The sequence below is a fragment of the Acidovorax sp. SUPP1855 genome (assembly GCF_030158955.1).
In the GTDB taxonomy this organism is placed as follows: Bacteria; Pseudomonadota; Gammaproteobacteria; order Burkholderiales; family Burkholderiaceae_C; genus Paracidovorax.
In genome coordinates this window covers 218,835-239,086 of record NZ_BQXI01000005.1, presented here as the reverse complement: position 1 = coordinate 239,086, position 20,252 = coordinate 218,835, and the positions used below count along the sequence as shown (strand labels likewise).

General features: G+C 62.7%; 21 protein-coding genes and 1 tRNA gene. 14 read left to right on the top strand and 8 right to left on the bottom strand.

The window, feature by feature from the left end; genetic code table 11:
• The 3 genes from AVMA1855_RS06800 to AVMA1855_RS06790 all read right to left on the bottom strand — a co-directional run.
• Positions 1-351: hypothetical protein (locus tag AVMA1855_RS06800; protein ID WP_284425109.1), on the bottom strand; the 351-nt coding region annotated here is incomplete at its 3' end.
• A 675-nt stretch (positions 352-1,026) separates the two neighbouring features.
• On the bottom strand, positions 1,027-1,908 hold the full coding sequence (locus AVMA1855_RS06795) for a DUF4435 domain-containing protein (protein ID WP_284425108.1): 882 nt from the start codon (positions 1,906-1,908) through the stop codon (positions 1,027-1,029).
• A 4-nt stretch (positions 1,909-1,912) separates the two neighbouring features.
• Positions 1,913-3,388 carry an AAA family ATPase gene (locus AVMA1855_RS06790; RefSeq protein ID WP_284425107.1) on the bottom strand — a complete coding sequence of 492 codons (1,476 nt, stop codon included), beginning with the start codon at positions 3,386-3,388 and terminating at the stop codon, positions 1,913-1,915.
• Between the two features lie 243 nt (positions 3,389-3,631).
• Between AVMA1855_RS06790 and AVMA1855_RS06785 the strand changes: the two genes are divergently transcribed.
• From AVMA1855_RS06785 to AVMA1855_RS06740, 10 genes are all read left to right on the top strand, one after another.
• The gene (locus tag AVMA1855_RS06785; RefSeq protein ID WP_284425106.1) at positions 3,632-3,925 is read left to right on the top strand and encodes a helix-turn-helix transcriptional regulator; all 294 of its coding nucleotides are present in this window, start codon (positions 3,632-3,634) and stop codon (positions 3,923-3,925) included.
• Positions 3,922-4,245 carry an Ogr/Delta-like zinc finger protein gene (locus AVMA1855_RS06780; protein ID WP_284425105.1) on the top strand — a complete coding sequence of 108 codons (324 nt, stop codon included), beginning with the start codon at positions 3,922-3,924 and terminating at the stop codon, positions 4,243-4,245. The genes AVMA1855_RS06785 and AVMA1855_RS06780 overlap by 4 nt, the downstream gene beginning before the upstream one ends.
• A 313-nt stretch (positions 4,246-4,558) precedes the next feature.
• Positions 4,559-4,783 (top strand): hypothetical protein, encoded by a 225-nt coding sequence (locus tag AVMA1855_RS06775; RefSeq protein WP_284425104.1) that lies wholly within the window; start codon positions 4,559-4,561, stop codon positions 4,781-4,783.
• Positions 4,784-4,785: 2 nt separating this feature from the next.
• The gene (locus AVMA1855_RS06770; RefSeq protein WP_284425103.1) at positions 4,786-5,529 is read left to right on the top strand and encodes a hypothetical protein; all 744 of its coding nucleotides are present in this window, start codon (positions 4,786-4,788) and stop codon (positions 5,527-5,529) included.
• Positions 5,526-5,837: a hypothetical protein gene (locus tag AVMA1855_RS06765; RefSeq protein ID WP_284425102.1), complete on the top strand. Its 312-nt coding sequence runs from the start codon at positions 5,526-5,528 to the stop codon at positions 5,835-5,837. Before AVMA1855_RS06770 ends, AVMA1855_RS06765 begins: the two co-directional genes overlap by 4 nt.
• Positions 5,834-6,718 carry a toprim domain-containing protein gene (locus tag AVMA1855_RS06760; RefSeq protein WP_284425101.1) on the top strand — a complete coding sequence of 295 codons (885 nt, stop codon included), beginning with the start codon at positions 5,834-5,836 and terminating at the stop codon, positions 6,716-6,718. The genes AVMA1855_RS06765 and AVMA1855_RS06760 overlap by 4 nt, the downstream gene beginning before the upstream one ends.
• A gap of 11 nt (positions 6,719-6,729) precedes the next feature.
• Positions 6,730-9,546, top strand: coding sequence for a hypothetical protein (locus tag AVMA1855_RS06755; RefSeq protein ID WP_284425100.1), 2,817 nt, complete (start codon positions 6,730-6,732; stop codon positions 9,544-9,546).
• A 10-nt stretch (positions 9,547-9,556) separates the two neighbouring features.
• Complete coding sequence (locus tag AVMA1855_RS06750) at positions 9,557-9,916, top strand: TubC N-terminal docking domain-related protein (RefSeq protein WP_284425099.1); 360 nt, start codon at positions 9,557-9,559, stop codon at positions 9,914-9,916.
• A gap of 2 nt (positions 9,917-9,918) precedes the next feature.
• Positions 9,919-10,335 carry a hypothetical protein gene (locus AVMA1855_RS06745; protein WP_284425098.1) on the top strand — a complete coding sequence of 139 codons (417 nt, stop codon included), beginning with the start codon at positions 9,919-9,921 and terminating at the stop codon, positions 10,333-10,335.
• A gap of 23 nt (positions 10,336-10,358) precedes the next feature.
• Positions 10,359-10,568, top strand: coding sequence for a hypothetical protein (locus AVMA1855_RS06740; RefSeq protein ID WP_284425097.1), 210 nt, complete (start codon positions 10,359-10,361; stop codon positions 10,566-10,568).
• A 612-nt stretch (positions 10,569-11,180) separates the two neighbouring features.
• Here the strand turns inward: AVMA1855_RS06740 and AVMA1855_RS26600 are convergent.
• Positions 11,181-11,603, bottom strand: a complete 423-nt coding sequence (locus AVMA1855_RS26600; protein ID WP_349817093.1) for a hypothetical protein — start codon at positions 11,601-11,603, stop codon at positions 11,181-11,183.
• On the opposite strand from AVMA1855_RS26600, the gene AVMA1855_RS06730 reads away from it, so the two are divergent.
• A complete protein-coding gene (locus AVMA1855_RS06730) occupies positions 11,541-11,849 on the top strand; it encodes a hypothetical protein (protein ID WP_284425095.1) in 309 nt (102 codons plus the stop codon). The two genes, AVMA1855_RS26600 and AVMA1855_RS06730, sit on opposite strands and share 63 nt — an antisense overlap.
• A 300-nt stretch (positions 11,850-12,149) precedes the next feature.
• Here AVMA1855_RS06730 and AVMA1855_RS06725 read toward each other — a convergent pair whose 3' ends face one another.
• Entirely contained in the window at positions 12,150-13,367 is a 1,218-nt protein-coding gene (locus tag AVMA1855_RS06725) for a tyrosine-type recombinase/integrase (RefSeq protein WP_284425094.1), read from the bottom strand.
• Positions 13,368-13,999: 632 nt separating this feature from the next.
• Positions 14,000-14,084: transfer RNA gene (locus tag AVMA1855_RS06720), tRNA-Leu, on the bottom strand.
• A 43-nt stretch (positions 14,085-14,127) separates the two neighbouring features.
• Here AVMA1855_RS06720 and cysM point away from each other — a divergent pair.
• From cysM to AVMA1855_RS06705, 3 genes are all read left to right on the top strand, one after another.
• On the top strand, positions 14,128-15,033 hold the full coding sequence (cysM, locus tag AVMA1855_RS06715) for a cysteine synthase CysM (protein ID WP_284405903.1): 906 nt from the start codon (positions 14,128-14,130) through the stop codon (positions 15,031-15,033).
• 108 nt (positions 15,034-15,141) lie between these two features.
• Positions 15,142-15,687: an NUDIX domain-containing protein gene (locus AVMA1855_RS06710; protein WP_284425093.1), complete on the top strand. Its 546-nt coding sequence runs from the start codon at positions 15,142-15,144 to the stop codon at positions 15,685-15,687.
• A 30-nt stretch (positions 15,688-15,717) separates the two neighbouring features.
• Positions 15,718-15,945, top strand: a complete 228-nt coding sequence (locus tag AVMA1855_RS06705; RefSeq protein WP_272548545.1) for a sulfurtransferase TusA family protein — start codon at positions 15,718-15,720, stop codon at positions 15,943-15,945.
• 129 nt (positions 15,946-16,074) lie between these two features.
• On the opposite strand, the gene galU is transcribed toward AVMA1855_RS06705, so the two are convergent.
• A complete protein-coding gene (gene galU / locus AVMA1855_RS06700; protein ID WP_284425092.1) occupies positions 16,075-16,965 on the bottom strand; it encodes a UTP--glucose-1-phosphate uridylyltransferase GalU in 891 nt (296 codons plus the stop codon).
• Positions 16,966-17,033: 68 nt separating this feature from the next.
• A complete protein-coding gene (locus tag AVMA1855_RS06695) occupies positions 17,034-20,039 on the bottom strand; it encodes a valine--tRNA ligase (RefSeq protein ID WP_284425091.1) in 3,006 nt (1,001 codons plus the stop codon).
• Between the last annotated feature and the right edge of the window lie 213 nt (positions 20,040-20,252).

The following is a 20,252-nucleotide window of genomic DNA, read 5'->3' as shown; positions in this document are numbered from 1 at the left end:
GGTTGCTTCACCAGCTTCACCGCTTCCCGTTTGAACTCGTCCGTAAATGCTCTTCTCGTCCTTGGCATGTTTGCCTCCTAAACACATCATGTCATTCGATGTGTCCGGGAAACCGGGGGAAGCCCACGTCGGCTTCTGTTGGTGCATTGCCGACTGCCGCTGAGAGCCTGTGACGTAACGAAAAGGATGTTTTTTCAAACTAGAGATACTTGGAATGAAATCCCTACAAACACACCAACAAAGACCAGTTTGTAGTGTTTGTAGTGAGTCTTTTCCGAGTATTTCAAAATTGATTTTTACGTTCCAGCTGTGCAGCCCAGCCCGCTGAGTTGAGAGATCACTGGTGCGCACTTGGACGGCCGATAAACACTCCAAACACTACAAACCCACCAGTCCGAAGCCTGCGGCGGCCTGTTTAGGAAATAACAATTGGCGGGGCTTCGTCGGAAAAAAACCCTTCAAAACCCACCAAACCCACCAACGGCGGACGTATGGCAAGGTGCTCGATCCAAGGCGGAGAGTTTCACTGGCACGCGCTTCGACGGTCGGTAAACACTTCAAAGCCTACAAACCCATCAACGCCACGCCTCTGGGGCCATGCCAAAGCCCGCTCAGAAAAAAACAATGGTTTGCGTTTCGTCGGAATAAAACCCTCTGAAACCCACCAAAGCCACCAGAGGCGGGCGTCTGGCGCGGTGGTTGAGTCAGCGAGTTAGAAATCTTTGGCGCGCGGTTCGACGGTCTGCAAACACTTCAAAGCCTACAAACCGACCAATGCGAAGCCTTTGGCGCGAGGCGGGGGCCGCCATCTAAGAATCACTGGTGTGCGTTTCGTTAGCCTGGCTCGCAACACCGTTAAGAAATATCTGCAATCCGGCGATGAGTAACCCATCTATGCCAAGCGGGTGAGCTTCAGCAAGCGCGATCCATTTGCAGAACGCTTTTCACTTGGCTAGCCATTGAGGCAGCAAAGTCGCGCAACAGCGGCGCGCTTTGCTGCAGCTCTACACACTCCGGCGCAGGTATTTACGGCGCAAGTACATAGCCTAAACCGGCACCTGTAAACCAATGCTTTATATCCTTGATTTGTTGAAATGATGACCAGAATCTCGGAAATGCAAGTCGCAGGCTCCTTTCAATGGTAGAAGCATCTACGGTTTTTGCATGAGCTCGTCCCCACCTCTTTCTTAACTGTGCTGAAAAAACTTCCGCTAAGTCGTGACCTCTGCATATTAAAAGCTCCGAAGAAAAATGTGCATTAGAAGCCACATTCATGTTGGCATGTACAAAGGCGTCAGGTGGAATCGAATTTCCTGGCTTCTGTGCGCCACGTAGCTTGTCATGGATTTTTGTGCAGTCCAGTCTAGTTCCGGCCTTGTCAAGGCAGCCAGACAAGTCAAGTTTTCTGAAAATATAATGTTTTTTGGTGGACTGAGACCAATACCGGAGCTCGCCTAGAGGAACGCATGACTTGACAAGTGCTTTCCTAATTTCTGTGGCGTTGGGTAATCCTGCGGCACCGGTTTTTTTCCAGTCAATATATTCTTCGCATAAAACTTTCATTGCCTCTGAAGCGATCATCATGCACTCAACATCTCGAAGATCGGTCAAAAATATGTTTTGAGTTGGTATTTTTTCTCCAAGCGGAATAAGGTAGTCTTGATCAATTATTCCAATTGTGGGGGGGAGTCCCGCTAATCCGGGTTGGTTTATGATACTTAAAGATTTTGTAAGAAGTGACCGGCTTCCAGTGGCAAAGAACATCACCGATGAGCCGTAAGCTTCACTTATCAGACTACTATATAAAGCTTGATCAGTTTCGCCCTCAACCAGGACAAGGGCAAGTGATGGATTTGCGTTTGTCAGTAGCTCGAGTTCGGTAACTACTTCATCTGGTGTCATTTCCATAATTTCAGCTCCCTGCCAGGTTTATAGGCTTTTTTCTCTCGATTTTTTCATCCGCAGCTTCAATTGAAACACCCCCGTCCAAAGGAATTGCGATATCTCTGCGAGTTCCTATTACTTGGGGAGAATGAGTGGCAATTAAAAATTGGTGGCCCTTGAGTTTTGAAATGATCGCTAGATCGGAAAGAAATTGTCTTTGCCATTCGACGTGTAACGAGATCTCTGGTTCATCAATTAAGAAAAGCAGCCCGCTTTTTTTGGAGAAGATCAGATCATAGAACATTACGATTTGATGCTGCTCGCCGCTTGATAGTGTGCCGGGGGATAAAGGTTCTCCAGCCTCGTCGACAATTGCGAAGCCGGAATTTCTGTCAATATTCAAAATCTTTCGCCGAAATTTCTTCCCAACGATTATTTTGAAAGTGTCGATCTGATCTTGTAGCTCAGAGAAGACGTTCAGCTTTTCATTCAAATCCTCTAAATATAAGCCGAGCACGCGCCTCTCGGTTGGATTGAATTTAGTAGAGCCAAGTTTGAGTAGCGGAATTTCCTCTTGAAGCCCAGTCTCAGAAAGTTTGGCGAAGCGTTCTTGCAATTTTGTGTAATCGTTTAGTATACTTTCGTTAGATGCGCGATTATGCTTTTCACTTAGCATTCGTTCAGGGAATGACCGCTCTCGTCTCTGTGAAATAATTGCAGATTTATTTAGGGCCTCATTTATTCTCGATTTGATTTCATCAGAATACAGTTCCACATACTGTCTGACACTGGCCCTTTCTTCAGGGCGCGGCCCTGAGTGTTGGCGAGATACATCTAAAAGTCGTTGAGCGTTAATGAATCCAACCTCTAAGGAGCCAACCTCTTTGACAAGCCAGTCCGGCATTTGCACAAATGACTCAATTAGTAATTGGCAGACTTCCAATGTCGTGTATCGCACATCTGTTTGCATGTCACGCCAAGCACGAGGCCCGACCTGCCTTAATGTAGGGCGAAGTCTTTTTATTATTGCAGGGTCTCGTAGTACTTTTGCATATAAGTCTTCGCTGGAGTCAGTTGTTAGAATGTCAGAATGGACGGTGTTTCCATTTCGAACCAGCTCCATTCGAACATATTCGTCATCTTCTACCCAAGAAATAGAATCGATGTCCATTTCATGGACCGTTGCAGGATTAATGGACATTGGTTTGGCGTTGCCCCTGTCATTCTTTTGTTTTTCCTTTTTGACTCGAACAAATTTCCTATTGCCAAGACCAAGTTCAATTTTCTCAAAGGGAAAATCTCTAATCGTTTTGAAATCCCAGTCGATAAGGGCGCTAAGCAAACGCAATACAGTTGTCTTACCACATCCGTTGGGCCCATGAACTATCGTCACGCCATCAGTATGGAGAGAGATCGTGTGATTTAAGCTTCCGAACAGCTTAAATACTTTTATGTATTCCACCCTGCTTTTCGTTTCGTTCTGCTTAGCATTAACTTTTACCATTTGATATTGCCTTAAAGGTCCTGGTTGGAAGTCAGCGGTCTAGATGATTGGCGTGTAGAAGCCATGGAAGACATCGTAGCAGTCTGTTACGTTACGCGCGAGTGACGTTGAGCTTGAGAGTGCCATTGCCGTGTGACCGATTGCTCCTTCAACATGCTTTAGCGGTCCTGCGACTAATTGTGGGAAGCGCAGCCACAGTTAGCGTTTCTTGGCTTTTCCCTGTCCACACAAGACCATAGGGAAATGCCAAATACGCTTCCCGCTCCAAACCCAACCGCCGCCGAGCCGGCCCCCCTTCAAGCGCGTCCCTACCGGGAGCGCCTGCTGCGCGTCGATGACGTGTGCTTCATCACTGGCCTGGGCCGCAGTACCGTCTACGCCAAGGTCAAAGCCGGCGACTTCCCCGGCCCGGTGCAGCTGCACGGCGCCTGCGTCGCCTGGCGCGAAACCGAAGTCGATGCGTGGATCGCGGCCCGCCCAGCGGTGCCGACGCTCCCCGCAGCCCGCGCTGCCCGCCCTGCTGGAGTCGCTGCATGAAAGCGACCTCGATGTTCTACCGCTGCCCGCATTGCCGGGCCGGCTCGACCATTCGCCACAGCAGCCAGGCGTCCCCGATCCTGCGCGAGATGATCTACCAGTGCACAGACGCGGAATGTGGCCACAGCTTTGTCGTTCACGCCGCAGCGGTGCGCACCCTGTCGCCATCGGCTAAGCCCGACCCGCTGGTGTACCTGCCCATCAGCGAGCACACGCGCCGCGCCGTCACTGAGCAGCCGGCGATCACGCAGCCGGGCGGTGGCCCCGGCGTTCGCCTGGCACCCAAGGCGAAGGAGGCCGACCGTGCGACACCTCTCTGATTGCATGCCCCGCATGCGCACAGTCATTGCACGACGCTGCCAGCCCACGCTACACTGCGCCGTCACGTCAAAAAAAGGCGTGATGGGGTTTGACAGCCCGATGAACCACTGCGACGCAAGCCGCAGTCTCTCCCGCAGAGCACCTGCGGCTTGTTTGTTCGCGCCTCCAGTTTTTATGGTGGCTCGGATGGGGAGTCGCAAGGCTCGCCGGTTCACGCAAGTGGTTCCCGGTCTGTCAACCCGTCCGAGCTGCCGCCATTGTTTGACAGCGATGGCGTCGGTTTTTGCAAACCGAACCACTAGGAGGCCAGTCATGGCTCACCGTATCCCCGCACGCGCATCTGCCGCGCGTACCCCATCGCCCACCACGGGCACCCCCGACCCCATTCGACTGCACGCCGCCGCGCACAACGCGCTCAGCACGGCGCTGCATCACCTCTGCCAGTCGCACCTTGATGTGCCGAGCGCCCGCCGCAAGGTGGCCCAAGCCCTGGCCGCCCTGCGCGGCCTGGACACCGCTCTGAGCCTGGAGGGGTAACCATGCAAACGATCACCCACAACGCTGCCCACCAGGCAGTGCAGGCGAAGCCTTGCCAAAACTGCCGCGATAACTTCCCGCTGCCGGAGCCCAAAGACTTTTTCGACCAGCGCGTGGTGACCGGCTACATCGAACGTCGCACCGCCTGCAGCGCGTGCCCCGCTGCGGTCAAGCCCTGCCTGCCAGCGTCGCCTGCCGCCGATCTGGCACCCGTGGTGCAACTGGTGCTGCAGTGCCAGGACGACACCGAATCCATCCGCACCGTGCTGCGTGCCTATCGCGGCGTGGAAACGCTGATCGGCCACAGCGATCTCAGCGCCAGCCCATCCGGCGATGAACTGGCCGAGCTGCTGCGCACTTTCACGATGGCCATCGATGCCCGCCTGGTGAATCTGGACAACAAGCTGACGGCCGCCAACACCGCGCTGCGCGAGCGTGAACAACAAGGCCGCATCGACGCCCACGCGCCGCACCTGGCCTTCGAGGCGGTAGACCAGCTGGGCCACCTGCGCTTTGGCCGCGATGCCTTCGCAGCCATGCACAGCCTGGTGCCCTATGCGGAGCATGCGGAAGCCGAAGACTTGAGCGCGGCACTGCACATCCTGGGCGAGAGCATGGCCGCGCGGCTGCAGATCATGGATGACCAGCTCGATGCATTGCATGCGGCGCTGGTGCTGCATGAAGCCCAGGCCGCAGCAGCGGCGGCAGCAACCAGTGCAACGCCGTCTGCGCAGGTGCCGTCATGACCAGCACCCCCTCACTGATCGATGCCAAGGGCAGGCACTTCGAGCACCACGGCAGCGTGCAGGCACTGACCCGCACCGGCCAGCCCGGCGTGGTGCTGGACACGCTGACCGATGCCGGCGGGCCGTACCGCACGCGCGGCATCTGCGACGTGCTGGTGTCTGTGTCGGGCGGCACGTTCGACGCCGACTTCGTGCTGACCGCTGACACCGCCGATGCGCTGGCGTCCCACCTGCAGGCGGCTGCGGCGAAGTCTCGCCAGGTGGCGCACGCGCTGGCTAAAGCCGCCCCCAAAGGAAAGCAGCAATGACAAGTCCCCACATTCAACGCCATCTGGCGGCCGGCGCCAGCGCGCGCCACGCTTACGAGCTGAACCACCAGCGCATCGCGGGTCTCTGGGCGCAAGCCCGGCCTGTGATGGCTGGCGATGCTGCAGACCTGTTCCTGCGCGTCAATGGCGCCGCGCCGCTGGTGCCGGGCGCCTGGCCAGCATCGCTGCGCCTACACCCAGCGCTCGATTACTGGCAGGTCGCGCCCAACGGCATTGCGGTCTGCCAAGGCCAGCACCCCGCACTGCTGGTGCTGCTGCAGCTCGATGTGTTCCCGAATGGCCTGCGTGGCCAGGCCGTGCAGCACGCGGTCGCGCTGCAGCGCATTTATCTGTCGGCCGAGGGGGCGCTGGCCCCGGTGCCCGCGCCGATCAAGGCCACCGGCATGGCCGGGCCAGGGCAGGGCGCTGCGGCGCAGCTCGCGCCGGTCGATGCTGGCTTTGGCTTTGGCTTTGGCTTTGGCTTTGGCTTTGGCTCTGGCTCTGGCTCTGGCTCTGGCTCTGGCTCTGGCTCTGGCTCTGGCTCTGGCTCTGGCTCTGGCTCTGGCTCTGGCTCTGGCTCTGGCTCTAGCGCCTGGGGCGTGGCGGTCGGCGTGGTGCCCGCACTGCGCATCGCCCGTGCCACCCGCATGCCCGTGTGGGCGGTGCCCGATGCGGCCGCGCTGGCGCATGTGCGCTGGCCCCGTGCTGCGCGCAGCGTGCACCTGTTCATCGACCCCGGCACGTCGGCGCAGTGGCAGCCCGCTGCGGAGCTGGCTCGCAAGGCGAATGCCTGCGGCCTCGATGTCTATCCCATGACGGCCCAGCTTGCAGATGCCGCTGGCGCCTTGCAAAACCCCCACATCACCGCGACCCGTTTCTAGAAGGAATTCCCATGGCAACCAAGAAGGCCAGCGCACCTGACACGGGCGCGGCGATGCCCCAGGCGGCACCTGTGCTGCAGCTGACGGTATTCACCGCCACCGTGCCGGCGCGGCTCACCAAACTGCTGTCGCTCAAGAGCGATGGCACGCTCGCCAAAGAGAGCGCCGCCAACATGATGAGCGGCAGCGCTGAGCGCAAGACCGTTCACGGCCTGCAAGAGCTGGCCGATTTGCTAGAAGGCTTGAACCCGGCCCAGGCGACAAGCTGGGGCGTATGTGATCGGCCCCGGGCCGTCATCGTCCCTGAGCGTGAAGTGGCGCAGACACCGGATGCGGTATCGCGCACGCGCCGGCACTTCGCCTATCCGGCCGGGCCCGGCGTGTTGATGCTCGACCATGACGGTGCACCCGATGGGGACCTCGATGCAGACACGTTCCGAGCCCGACTGATCGAAGCGTGCCCTGCACTTGCTGACGCACCGATGCTGTGGCGCCCGAGCTGTTCCGCTGGCGTGCGCACCACCGACGGCCGCGAGCTGTCGCCCCTGGCCAGGCATCGCCTGTACATCCCTGTGCGTGATGCCTCGCGCATCCCCGAGGCTGGCCGCGCGCTGGTGCAACTGTTGTGGGCTGCGGGCCATGGCTGGTTTGAAGTCGGCAAGGCGGGCCAGGCGCTGGAACGCAGCCTGATCGATGCCAGCGTGTGGCAGCCTGAGCGGCTGGACTTTTGCGCACCGCCCGTGCTGGGCCAGGGCCTGCAGCGGCCGCACGCTGCGCCGCGCATCTTTGGCGATCCGCTGGGCCTCTTTGACCTGGCGCTGATTCCGCACGACGCCGACACCAACAAGCAAGCCCAGGCATTGAAGAAGACCGCCCGCCAGCAGCTCGCAGGGCAATGCGCTGCGCAGCGCGAGCGCTGGGTGGCGACGCAGGCCCCGGCCCTGGCCAAGCGGCGCGGCATCCCCATCGACAAGGCGCGCGACGTGCTGCAGCGGGCCAGCGCGCAGCGCGTACTGATGGGCGACTTCGTGCTGATGGCTGAGCAGGGAAAAGCGGTGGCCGTGGGCGAAATCCTCGACCACCCCGACCGCTGGCACAACGCGCAGTTTGCCGACCCGCTGGACCCGGACCACGACACGCGGGTGGCCGTGGTAAATCTCAAGAGCGGCCAGCGGCCGTACCTGTTCACGCACCGCCACGGTGGCATGCGGTTTGAGCTGCTGCGTCAGAGTGCGCGCATTCAGGTGGGGCGCGGCATGCGCGTGGCAACGACCGATGCGGTGCTGGCTGTGCTGCAGGAACGGGGCGAGCTGTTCGACTATGGCGAAGGGGCCGTGGCGTATGTCAGCGACGGCAAGCCCAGGCCGGTGACGCCGGACTGGCTCACGGATCACATGGGCCGGGTGTGTGAGTTCTATTCGGTGCGGCACCGCCGCAAGGCCGATGGCGATGAGGCGCCCGAAGAAGGTCCCGAAGATGCACCACTTGCTGTGGCGCGGGCCGTCCTGGCCAAGCATGGCGAACGTGGGTTCAAAAAGCTGGTGGCCGTAGTGACGGCGCCCACGCTGCGCATCGACGGCAGCATTCTGGATCGACCTGGCCACGATGAAGCATCGGGCTTGCTGTTCTACAGTGAGCATCCGAATCCGCCGCGTGTGCCGGTCAAGCCCAGCGTCAAGGATGCGCTGGCCGCGCTCAAATTCTTGTGGGCGCCGCTGGCTTTGTTTCCCTTGGTCGATGCCGTGGCCAACGGCGTGGCGTTGCATGGCGTGCTGTCGGCCGCGCTACGCGCCAGCCTGCCTACCGCGCCGGGTGTGGGTTTCGATGCGCCTGCGGCCGGCAGCGGGAAAACGCTGCTGGCGCGCTGCATCGGTATCGTGGCCATGGGCTCTGAGCCATCAATTCTTCCACCCGCCGACACCGATGAAGAAACCCGCAAACGCCTGTTTGCGGTGCTGCGCGAAGGCCAGCGCGTGGTGCTGTGGGACAACGTGCGCGAGCCGCTGGGGTCTGCTTCGCTCGATGCCTTCCTGACCGCGCCCACGTTCTCCGACCGGGTGCTGGGCAGCAGCGAAACCATCACACTGCCCAATCGCGCTCTGTTCATCGCCACGGGCAACAACCTGCGCATGACGTCGGACACCTGCCGGCGAGTGCTGACAGCGCGCATCGACGCGCAGAGCGAGACACCCTATGCACGGGACTTCTCGTTTGACCCGGCGCAGATGCTGCAGGCGGATCGGCTGGGCTATGTGGTGGCGGCGCTGACCATCGTGCGGGCCTATATCGCCGCAGGGCGGCCGAAGGTGGCCAAGGGACGCACGGCTAGCTTTGAATGCTGGGATGACCTAGTGCGGCAGCCGATTTGCTGGCTGGCCAAGCACGTGGCCGCTGCGGCCGAGGCCGGCCAAGGCGACGGGCTGCCGGAGCTTGCAGACCCGATGGAAGCCGCAGCGCGTGCCTTCGAGCAAGACCCCGAAACCACCAAGCTGCGCGCGTTGGCCGAAGCGTGGACTGCTGCGTTTGGGTCTGACCAGATGACGGTGGGCAGTGCGATTCGGCGCAGTGACACCGACGCGCTGCTGCTCATGGTCATGGATGACATTGCAGGCCAGGGCGGCAAGATCAATCCCCGTATGCTGGGCCGCTGGGTGGAGCGCATGCAAGGCCGCATCGTGGACGGCAAGCGCTTCGTGCGTGTGGGGATGCGCGCCGGGTTGTTGCATTGGGCAGTGCAGTGCACCGCGCCAAGTGCCCCGACTCCGACACCGCCGGCCGATGCTGCAGCTGGTGCGGCCAGCGTCCCCGATGACGTGGCCACGTTCTGAGGGCAAGCCGATGAACGACCACGCAATGCAATCAGCGACGCCTGCCAGCGCGCTGCTGACCCGCCTGCAGCAACAGGGATTCTCGCTGTCTACCACGCCAGACAACGAGCTGCAGGTGCGCCCAGCCAGCGTGCTCGATGACGGCCTGCGCGCTGCCATTGCCCAGCACAAACCCGCGCTGATCGCGCTGCTGCAGGGCGGCGAAGTGTTGGCCGACGACCGACGCCGCTGCCGCGATTGCTACCACCTGCAGACCGCAGGCAACTGTTCGATGGCGGCATTGGGTCGCTTGCCTGGCGTGCCGCGCTGGTATCTGCCGGCCAAGGATGTGCAGGGCCGCTGCCACCTGTTCTGCGCGCTGCCGTATTGACCATGGCCACATCCACCGATGCCGGCCGAGGGCTGGCCATGACCAATGCGCAGCGGCAAGCGAAGCACCGCGCCAAGCGCCAGCGCGAGCTGGAGGCGCTGCGTGCCGTGGTGCCTTCATCGCAAAACGAGCGCGACCTAGCAGGCCAGGTGCAGCGACTGGCCATGCAGCTGGACAAGGCGAACAAGGCAGCAGCGGCGCAGCAGGCCCGCATCGACGTGATGGAAGCAGAGCAGGGCGCTGTGCAAGCGCTGCGCGACGCGTGGCGCAGCCTGCTGCCGAAGCTCACGCCGGCAGCGCAGCACGTGGCCCGCTCGCATGTGCAGGGCACGGCGGCGGCGAAGTGGCTGGGCGCTGCCCCAGCGCCGCCCACACGCGCTGCGCAGCCAGGGCGCTATGACCCACCCCCGATTTTTTAACCAGTCACATGAAGGGAAAAACGATGACTGAAACCGAAGCCCGCAAGGCATTCACTACCGCCCGCACCGACCTGCAGGGCGCCATCAAGAAGTACGACGCCGCACGCATCGCGCTGCACCGCATCACGGGCGAATTCCACGGCGCTGACCAGAAGCTGAGCCTGCAGTTCTCCAGCGCGGTGGCGCTGGCGACAGCGGATGACAGCGACCAGCCAGCCAAGGCCGATTGCTGAAACCCACCCACCACCCACCACCCACAACAGGAGCAAACACCATGGGATACGACATCAACGAAGACGTGCGCAACGCGCAAACCGAACTGCACCAGGCCATTGCCGCGCTTGACGCTGCGCGAGCGGACTACCAACACGGCGCTGGGGCAGCCTACGCCCAGGCGGTCGCGCTGCAGGCCGATTTGTTCGCAAAGATCCGGGCCGCAGACCAAGCTGCAGCCACGGCCGAATCAGACTTCTTGCGCGAGTTCGCTGCAGCGGGCTATGAGCGCAACGACGCCGTGCGCGAAGCGCTGTCACGCAAGGGGGACGCGGTGGCCATGGCCGATGCAATGCGGGCCGCGCTGGCTCAGCGTGAGCAAGACACGCGCACACACCTGATTGACACCAGCGAGCAAGGTCGGGCCTATGTCGATGCGCACGATGCCGCGCAGGGCGCCTATGCACGGGCCGAGGCTTACCACGCCTTGCAGGAAGCGGGCGAGAAGATCGCGCGGGCGATGGCGCTGTGTTCGCACGTGCCGCAGCAGGCCAGTGCGTACGAGGATTCATTGGGCCGCATGCACTTGTCGGAGGCGAGCGACGCGGAGATTCGTGCAGCGCGCTGGGCCTTTATCTTGAAGTACCTAGCCACGATGGCCAAGGCGTGCCCGGACTATGCGGAGCGGCCGGTGGTGCCGGCGCTGGGTGTGCTGGATCTGGGGGCGTTGTCGGAGCGTGAGTTTGTATCGCCAGCGCGGGCGCAGATGATGCGCAAAGCGGCGTAGCAGGGTTCGGGTTTGAGTCAGAGGCGGTGGCAGCTGCGGCCGCAGCTGCTTCTCGCTTCGCTTTGTTCTCACGCCGTTTGGCAGCCCGAGCAGATATCGGGAGGTTCACATCGGGATTGGGAACCTTGGGCGGGGTGATGATGCGCGCCACTTCCCCGCGCGTGACGAATGTGCATCCGCAGTATGGATCGCAGCAGCAAAAAATGTGCTCCCACGCGAAACGATCAACCTGCTGTCCAGAGTGCAGTTTGGTCTTCCCTTTGCACATAGGGCAGGGCATTTTCACAAGACATCCTTCGCGCCAGAGCCAGAGCGCAATCTCCGGGCGCTGGTGCCGCTCAGTTCCGCCCGCTGGACGTTCATATTGATGTGCCTAGCCATGATGGCCAGGGCGTGCCCTGAGTACGGCGACCGGCCAGTGGTGCCGGCGCTGGGCATGCTGGATTTGGCGGCACTGTTGGCGCGTGAGTTTGTGTCGCCAGCGCGGGCGCAGATGATGCGCAAAGCGGCGTAGCAGGCTCCGAGTTTGAGCCAGTGGCGGTAGGGGTGGCGGCTGCAGCTGCAGCTGCAGCTGCGGCTGCTTGCCGCTTTGCTTTGTTCTCCTGGCGCTTCGCAGCGCGCGCAGAGATCGGGAGAGCCACATTAGGGTTCGGAATTTTTGAAGGCTGTAACGTACGTCGTATCTCAGTCCGCCATACGCCAGTGAAGCCGCAGTAGGGATTAGTGCACCAGCAAATCACATCCATCCAGTAAAGGTCTTTGTCCACCACTGAGTGGGGCCGCGCGACGCTGCTGCAATGCGGACAATCCCATCTCATCGTGCTTCCCTGGCTGGCTGAGGCGCCATTGAAACTGCATACCCAGCCCAATCCTGCATCACGGCAGCCCGCTTTTCCAGCATGTCCCCGCGCCGGTAGGCCGCCTCTGTTTTGTTGTCGATGGCATGCGCCAGGCACAGCTCCACCGCATCGCGTGGGTGGTGCGTCATCTCTCCCGCCCAATCCCTGAACGTCGACCGAAAGCCGTGCGGCACCGCCCCCAGCGCGTGCCGGCGCATCAACGCGGTGAATGCCATATCCGATAACGGCCCCCTGCGGTTCGACGGAAACACATGGTCAACCATCGGAGTGCATGGCTGCGTGCGCAGCAGCTCCAGCGCCTGGCTCGACAAGGGCACGCGGTGTTCTTTGTTCGCCTTCATGCGTTCTGCTGGCACCGTCCATACCCCGGCCTCTAGATCGACCTCGCTCCAGACCATGCCGCGCACCTCGCCCGAGCGGGCTGCCGTGAGGATGAGAAAGCGCAACGCACAGGCGCTGGTGCCCTCCATGGTCAGCAGCCGCCGGTAGGTGTCGGGCAACTGCGCCACGGGCACGGCCGCGTGGTGTTGAACGGGCGCCAGCTTGTTCGGGTCTGCCAGGATGTGTTCGAGCTGGCTGCGCCACCGGGCAGGGTTGGGGCCGGTTCGGTGGCCGTAGACCGTGGCCCAGTCCAGCACCTGCTCGATGCGGCCGCGCAGCCTGGAGGCGGTTTCTGTTTTGGTTTTCCAGATAGGCGCCAGCACCCGCAGCACCTGCGCCTGGTTGATGTCTTCTACCTGCAGGTGTCCGATGTGGGGGTGGGCATAGGTGGCCAGGGTGCTGCGCCACTGCTGGGCGTGTTTGAGGCTGCGCCATGTGGCCTCATGTTCCCTGATGAATGCTTCGGCCGCGTCATCGAAGCGCATCTGGCGCGCTGTGGCCAGGCGAGCCGCTTCGCGCTGCGTCTGCCTGGCCTGCAGGGGATCGATGCCGCTCGCCCGCAGTTTGAGGGCGGCGCGGGCGGCCTCGCGGGCTTCGGCCAGTCCCACTAGCGGATAGCTGCCCAGGCCCATGTTGCGGCGGTGGCTGCCGTGCACGTAGCGGAAGACCCAGGAGCGAGAGCCGCCGACGACCCTCAGATAGAGGCCGGTCACACCGCCCACGGCGTGGGAACCATCGACACGCAGGCGGGAGATTTCCAGCGCGGATTTTTCGAGGATGCGTTTGGGCATGGATACAGTGGCATCCCCTGGGACGCCAGAAGACTGTAATTAAACACAGTATCAGTGTGCCATCCTCAAACCGGCGTTGGTAGTGTTTGGTGGGTTTTGGAGTGTTTTTTTTGGACGAAACACGCGCGAGTGATTTTTTTGGCCGAGGCCGTGCCATGCCGGAAAGGACTGCGCGTTGGTGGGTTTGTAGTGTTTGGAGGGTTTACCGAGGGTCGAAGCGCGCGCCAATGATTTTTCTGCCGGACGCAGGTCGCATCACCCAATTGGTGGGTTTGTAGGGTTTGGAGTGTTTATCGACCGTCCAAGCGCGCGCCAAAAATTTTTTTCAGAACGGCCTGCGTTAGTCATGTGGCGCTGGTGAATCTGGACTGCTTTAGGAGTTTGACGCCCGATGTCGCAGGCATTCGCAAGCGTTTTTGGAGGCTGGCTGATGGTCGCCGTTGGGGGCACATTCAGCGCAATGCCGGGGGGCATGGATGTGCCCCCATTTTGAGAAAAGGTGCCCCCAAATATGCCCCCATTTTGCGTAGATGGGGGTGGACTGGCATGGATGCCTGGGGACAGCTAAGATGTTGTTTCATAAGCAGAAACAACAAAGTCCGGAAGAGTATGGACTCTTACGGACTCGTTGATGGTGCCCGGGGCCGGAATCGAACCGGCACGCCTTGCGGCGGGGGATTTTGAGTCCCCTGCGTCTACCAATTCCACCACCCGGGCGACGCGAAGATCGAAGCCGCGAATTATGGCACAGTAGCGCGCTATGAAGACCTATCCCACCATCGAAGACGCGATTGGACACACCCCCTTGGTCGCGCTGCAGCGCATCGGCGCGCAAGAGAACGCAGAGCGCGGCACCGTGGTGCTGGGCAAGCTGGAGGGCAACAATCCGGCCGGGTCGGTCAAGGACCGGCCTGCGCTGTCGATGATCCGCCGGGCGCAGGAGCGCGGAGACATCCAGCCGGGCGACACGCTGATCGAGGCCACCTCGGGCAACACCGGCATCGCGCTGGCCATGGCCGCGGCCATCAAGGGCTACCGCATGGTGCTGGTGATGCCGGAAGACCTGTCGGTGGAGCGCGCGCAGACCATGAAGGCCTTCGGCGCCGAGCTGATCCTCACCCCCAAGAGCGGCGGCATGGAATACGCCCGCGATCTGGCCGAGACCATGGTCAAGCAGGGCAAGGGCGTGGTGCTGGACCAGTTCGCCAACCCCGACAACCCTCGCATCCATTACGAGACCACGGGCCCCGAGCTGTGGGAGCAGACCGAAGGGCGCATCACCCACTTCGTGAGCGCCATGGGCACCACAGGCACCATCACGGGCGTGTCGCGTTTCCTGAAGGAAAAGAACCCCGCCATTCAGATCATCGGCGCACAGCCCAAGGAAGGCTCGCGCATCCCCGGCATCCGCAAATGGCCGCAGGAATACCTGCCCAAGATCTACGACCCGAGCGCGGTGAACGAGACGATCAACGTGGGCCAGGACGACGCCGAGGACATGTGCCGGCGCATGGCGCGCGAAGAGGGCATCTTTGCCGGCATCTCGGCGGCGGGCGCCTGCTGGGCCGCGCAGGAGATCGCGCGGCGCGAATCCAATGCGACCATCGTCTTCGTGGTCTGCGACCGGGGCGACCGCTACCTGTCCACGGGCGTGTTCCCGGCGTGAGCCGGCCGCTGGGATGCCCTGGATGGGGCGCCGCCCCGGTGTTCAGGCTGAAAAAGGCCGCATGCCGGGGTATTCATTGCCTTGTCTGCTATTGAAAATGTAGCGCCTATGTACGAAACCCATTTCTGCACCCACTGCGCCACGCCCCTGGCGCGCATTACGGTGGCCGAGGATGGCGGCGATGTGGAGCGCCTGCGCTGCCCGGCCTGCGGCTGGACGCACTGGAACAACCCCACGCCTGTGCTGGCGGCGGTGGTGGTGCGTGACGGGCAGGTGCTGCTGGCGCGCAATGCGGCCTGGGCGGGCAAGCAGTACGCGCTGATCACGGGCTTCATGGAGGCGGGTGAGACGCCGCAGGAGGGCATCACGCGCGAGATCAAGGAAGAGACCAACCTCGATGTGAGCGCGCTGGCGCTCATCGGCGTGTACGACTTCCAGCGCATGAACCAGGTCATCATCGCCTACCACGCGGTGGCGCACGGCGAGGTGCGGCTGTCGCCCGAACTGGTGGACTACCGCCTGCTGGCGCCCGAGGCCGTGAAGTGCTGGCCCGCGGGCACCGGCTACGCTCTGGCGGATTGGCTGCGAACCCAAGGCATCGAACCCGAATTCGTGGATCTGTTCCACAGCGGCGCAGCCCCTTCCGCTGCTTAGAATGGGGCTCATTCGCCCAGGAAGCATGTGATGGACATCCACAAGGAAATCGACACCCGCGGTCTCAATTGCCCGCTGCCCATTCTCAAGGCCAAGAAGGCCCTGGCCGACATGGTGAGCGGCCAGCTGCTCAAGGTGGTCTCCACCGACAACGGCTCGCTGCGGGACTTCCAGGCATTCGCCAAGCAGACGGGCAACGAGCTGGTCGAGCAGCAGACGGTGGGCGACGAATTCATCCACCTGCTGCGCCGGCGCTGAGCGCCAGCAGGGCGGCCTTTCCGTCTCAGGAGCTGATCCGGCCCGGCACCGCGCCGACGCAGCGGTGACCGGGCCAATTTGTGTCCGCAGTACCCTCAGTGCAGGGCCGCACCGGGCCCCGCGCCTGTTTCAGATCTCCACGGTCTTGAGGTATTCGCGGAAGGCGGCACCCACCTGCGGGTGCTGCAGCGCCAGTTCCACCGTCGCTTCCAGAAAGCCTTCCTTGCTGCCGCAGTCGTAGCGCTTGCCTTCATAGCGGAAGGCGTACACGGCCTCGCGCGCCATGAGGCGGGCGATGGCATCGGTCAACTGGATCTCGCCGCCCACGCCCTGGGGCTGGTTGCGGATCTCGTCGAACACGCCGGGCGTGAGGATGTAGCGGCCGGCCACGCCCATGCGCGATGGGGCGTCTTCCGGTGCGGGCTTTTCCACGATGCGGTCGATGCGGATCAGGGGGCCACCGGCGGGCTCGCCGGCCACGATGCCGTAGCGGCGCACCTGGTCGGCGGGCACTTCCTGCACGGCCAGCAGCGAGCGGCCCTGCTTGCGGAACGCGGTGGCCATCTGCGCCAGCACGGGCTGGCCGCCGGGCAGGCCGACCATCAGGTCATCGGCCAGCAGCACGGCGAAGGGCTCGCGGCCGACCAGCGGCTCGGCGCACAGCACGGCATGGCCCAGGCCCAGCGAGCGGGGCTGGCGCACGAAGGCGCAGTCCATGTCGCTGGGGGCGACCGAGCGCACCAGCTGCAGCAGGTCGTTCTTGCCGGCGGCTTCGAGTTCGTTTTCCAGCTCGTAGGCGGTGTCGTAATGGTCTTCGATGGCGCGCTTGCTGCGGCCGGTCACGAAGATCATGTGGCGGATGCCGGCGGAATAGGCTTCCTCGACCGCGTACTGGATCAGGGGCTTGTCCACCACGGGGAGCATTTCCTTGGGGGATGCCTTGGTGGCGGGCAGGAAGCGGGTGCCCAGGCCTGCCACGGGGAACACGGCTTTGCGGATCGCGGAAGTGTTGTCGGTCATCGATGGTCCTTCTTGGGGTCGGTCAGTCGGTGTCGTAAAGGGTGAACGTGGGGGCGAAGCCCGCGCTATCAAGCCAGCCGGGCCAGCTGGTCGCGCAGGCGGGCCAGCGTGGCGCCGAAATCGGCCACGCGCTTTTTCTCCTGGTCGATCACGGCGGGCGGTGCCTTGGCCACGAAGGCCTCGTTGGACAGCTTGGCCTGCGCCTTGGTGATCTCGCCGTCGATGCGGGCGATCTCCTTGGACAGGCGGGCCTTTTCTGCCGCCACGTCGATCTCCATGTGCAGGCACAGGCGGACGTCGCCCACCACGGCCACGGGCGCGGCCTGCGCGGCAGCGGTCCAGGCGGCATCGTCCTCGAACACCTGCACCTCGCTGAGCTTGGCCAGGGCCTGCAGCGCGGGCGCGGCCGAGCGCATGAAGGCCGCATCGCCCACCGCGTAGAGCGGCAGGCGCGTGGCGGGCGAGACGTTCATCTCGCCGCGCAGCGTGCGGCAGGCGTCCACGAAGGCCTTCAGGCGCGCCACGTGGGCGATCGCGGCTTCGTCGACCTTCTCCAGCTGCGCCTGGGGGTAAGCGGCGATGCTGACCGATTCGCCCGCGCGGCCGGCCACGGGCGCGACCTTCTGCCACAGGGCTTCGGTGATGAACGGGATCAGCGGGTGCGCCAGGCGCAGGATGGTTTCCAGGGTGCGGATGAGCGTGCGGCGCGTGGCGCGCTGCTCGGCCGGCGTGCCGGTCTGGATCTGCACCTTGGCGATTTCCAGGTACCAGTCGCAGAACTCGTTCCAGACGAAGTCGTAGATCGTGTTGGCCACGTTGTCCAGGCGGAACTCGGCAAAGCCCTTGGCCACCTCGGCCTCGACCTGCTGCAGCAGCGAGACGATCCAGCGGTCGGGCTGGCTGAAGGCCAGATAGCCGCCGCCTTCGCAATCGGCCGGGGTGTGCTCCTGCAGGCCGCAGTCCTGGCCTTCGCAGTTCATCAGCACGAAGCGGCTGGCGTTCCAGAGCTTGTTGCAGAAGTTGCGGTAGCCCTCGCAGCGCTTGCTGTCGAAGTTGATGCTGCGGCCGAGGCTGGCGAGCGCCGCGAAGGTGAAGCGCAGCGCATCGGCGCCGTAGGCGGGAATGCCCTCGGGGAACTCCTTTTGCGTGTTCTTACGCACCTGGGGCGCGGTCTCGGGGCGGCGCAGGCCGGTGGAGCGCTTTTCCAGCAGGGGGTCGAGCGCGATGCCGTCGATCAGGTCCACCGGGTCGAGCACGTTGCCCTCGGACTTGCTCATCTTCTTGCCCTGCGCATCGCGCACCAGGCCGTGGATGTACACGTGCTTGAACGGCACGCGGCCGGTGAAGTGCGTGGTCATCATGATCATCCGGGCGACCCAGAAGAAGATGATGTCGTAGCCCGTCACCAGCACGGAGGAGGGCAGGTAGAGGTCGTAGTCCTTGGTGGCGTTCTGATCGTCAAGGGCTTCGGGCCATCCGAGCGAGGAGAAGGGCACGAGCGCGGCGGAGTACCACGTGTCCAGCACGTCCTCGTCGCGCGTGAGCACCTTGCCCGCACCGGCCTGCGCCTGCGCCTCGGCCTCGTCGCGCGCCACGTACACGTTGCCCGCTTCGTCGTACCACGCCGGGATCTGGTGTCCCCACCACAGCTGGCGGCTGATGCACCAGTCCTGGATGTTGTTCATCCACTGGTTGTAGGTGTTGACCCAGTTCTCGGGCACGAACTGCACCTCGCCCGAGGCCACGGCGTCGATGGCTTTCTGCGCGATGCTCTTGCCGGTCGGGTCTTTTTCGCTCACTTTGCCCATGGCCACGAACCACTGGTCGGTCAGCATGGGTTCGACCACCTGGCCCGTGCGGGTGCAGATGGGCACCATCAGCTTGTGCTTCTTGGTCTCGACCAGGGCGCCCGCGGCTTCCAGGTCGGCCACGATGGCCTTGCGAGCCACGAAGCGGTCCAGGCCCCGATACTTGGCCGGAATGGCTACTTGACCTTCGTAGTTGGCAAGGGAGTTCGCAATCAAGAAGGATGTTTCTCCTGAATCAAGGCGCTGACGAAGCTCTTGCATCCTTGCTGCGTCATCTCCGGCAGGGTGCGCGATGACATGGGCTTGCAAATCAAGCACCGTAATCATCGGCAGGTTGTGGCGCTGGCCGACCTGGTAGTCGTTGGGGTCGTGCGCGGGCGTGACCTTGACCACGCCGGTGCCGAATTCCTTGTCCACGTAGGCATCGGCAATGATGGGGATCTCGCGGCCCACCAGTGGCAGCGTCACCGTCTTGCCGATGAGCGCGGTATAGCGCTCGTCCTCGGGGTGCACCATCAGCGCCACGTCGCCCAGCATGGTCTCGGGGCGGGTGGTGGCCACCGTGAGGCTGCCGCTGCCGTCGGTCAGCGGGTAGGCGATGTGCCAGAGCGAGCCGTCCTTCTCTTCGTTCTCCACTTCGAGGTCGGACACGGCGGACTGCAGTTTCGGGTCCCAGTTCACCAGGCGCTTGCCGCGGTAGATCAGGCCCTGCTGGTACAGGCGCACGAAGGTGTCGGTGACCACCTTGGAGAGCTTGTCGTCCATGGTGAAGTATTCGCGGCTCCAGTCCACGCTGTCGCCCATGCGGCGCATCTGCGTGGTGATGGTGTTGCCGCTGTGTTCCTTCCACTCCCAGACCTTGGCGACGAAGTTCTTGCGCGCCTCGGGCGGTGTCGGGCCCATGTCGTGGCGGCTGATGCCCTGCTCCTGCAACTGGCGCTCCACCACGATCTGCGTGGCGATGCCCGCGTGGTCGGTGCCCGGAATCCACGCCGTGTTGAAGCCCTTCATGCGGTGGTAGCGCGTGAGGCTGTCCATGATGGTCTGGTTGAACGCATGGCCCATGTGCAGCGTGCCCGTCACGTTGGGCGGTGGCAGCTGGATGGAGAAGGCGGGCTCGCCCGCCTGGGCCTGGCGCGAGCCACGGTAGCCCGCATCGCCATAGCCCCGGCGTTCCCACTCGGGGCCCCAATGGGCCTCGATGGCAGCGGGCTCGAAGGATTTGGACAGGCTTTCAAGGCCGGGTTGGTTCAGGGGCGAGCTCATGGGGTCTGGTGGGTGCAAGAAGAGGCCAACGGGCAGGCGGCTGCCTGGGCTTCGGGTCAGGAAGGGGACCGAGCATTTTAAGGCAGCGGCACCGGCGCTCCGCGGGCGCTGGGCCCGGCGGGCGGGCCGGATCTGCTATCGCTTTGTTACCTTTTGCCGAAGGCTGCAAGGGGATGTGAGCAAGATGGCTGCCGATAATCGTCGGCCCGGAGC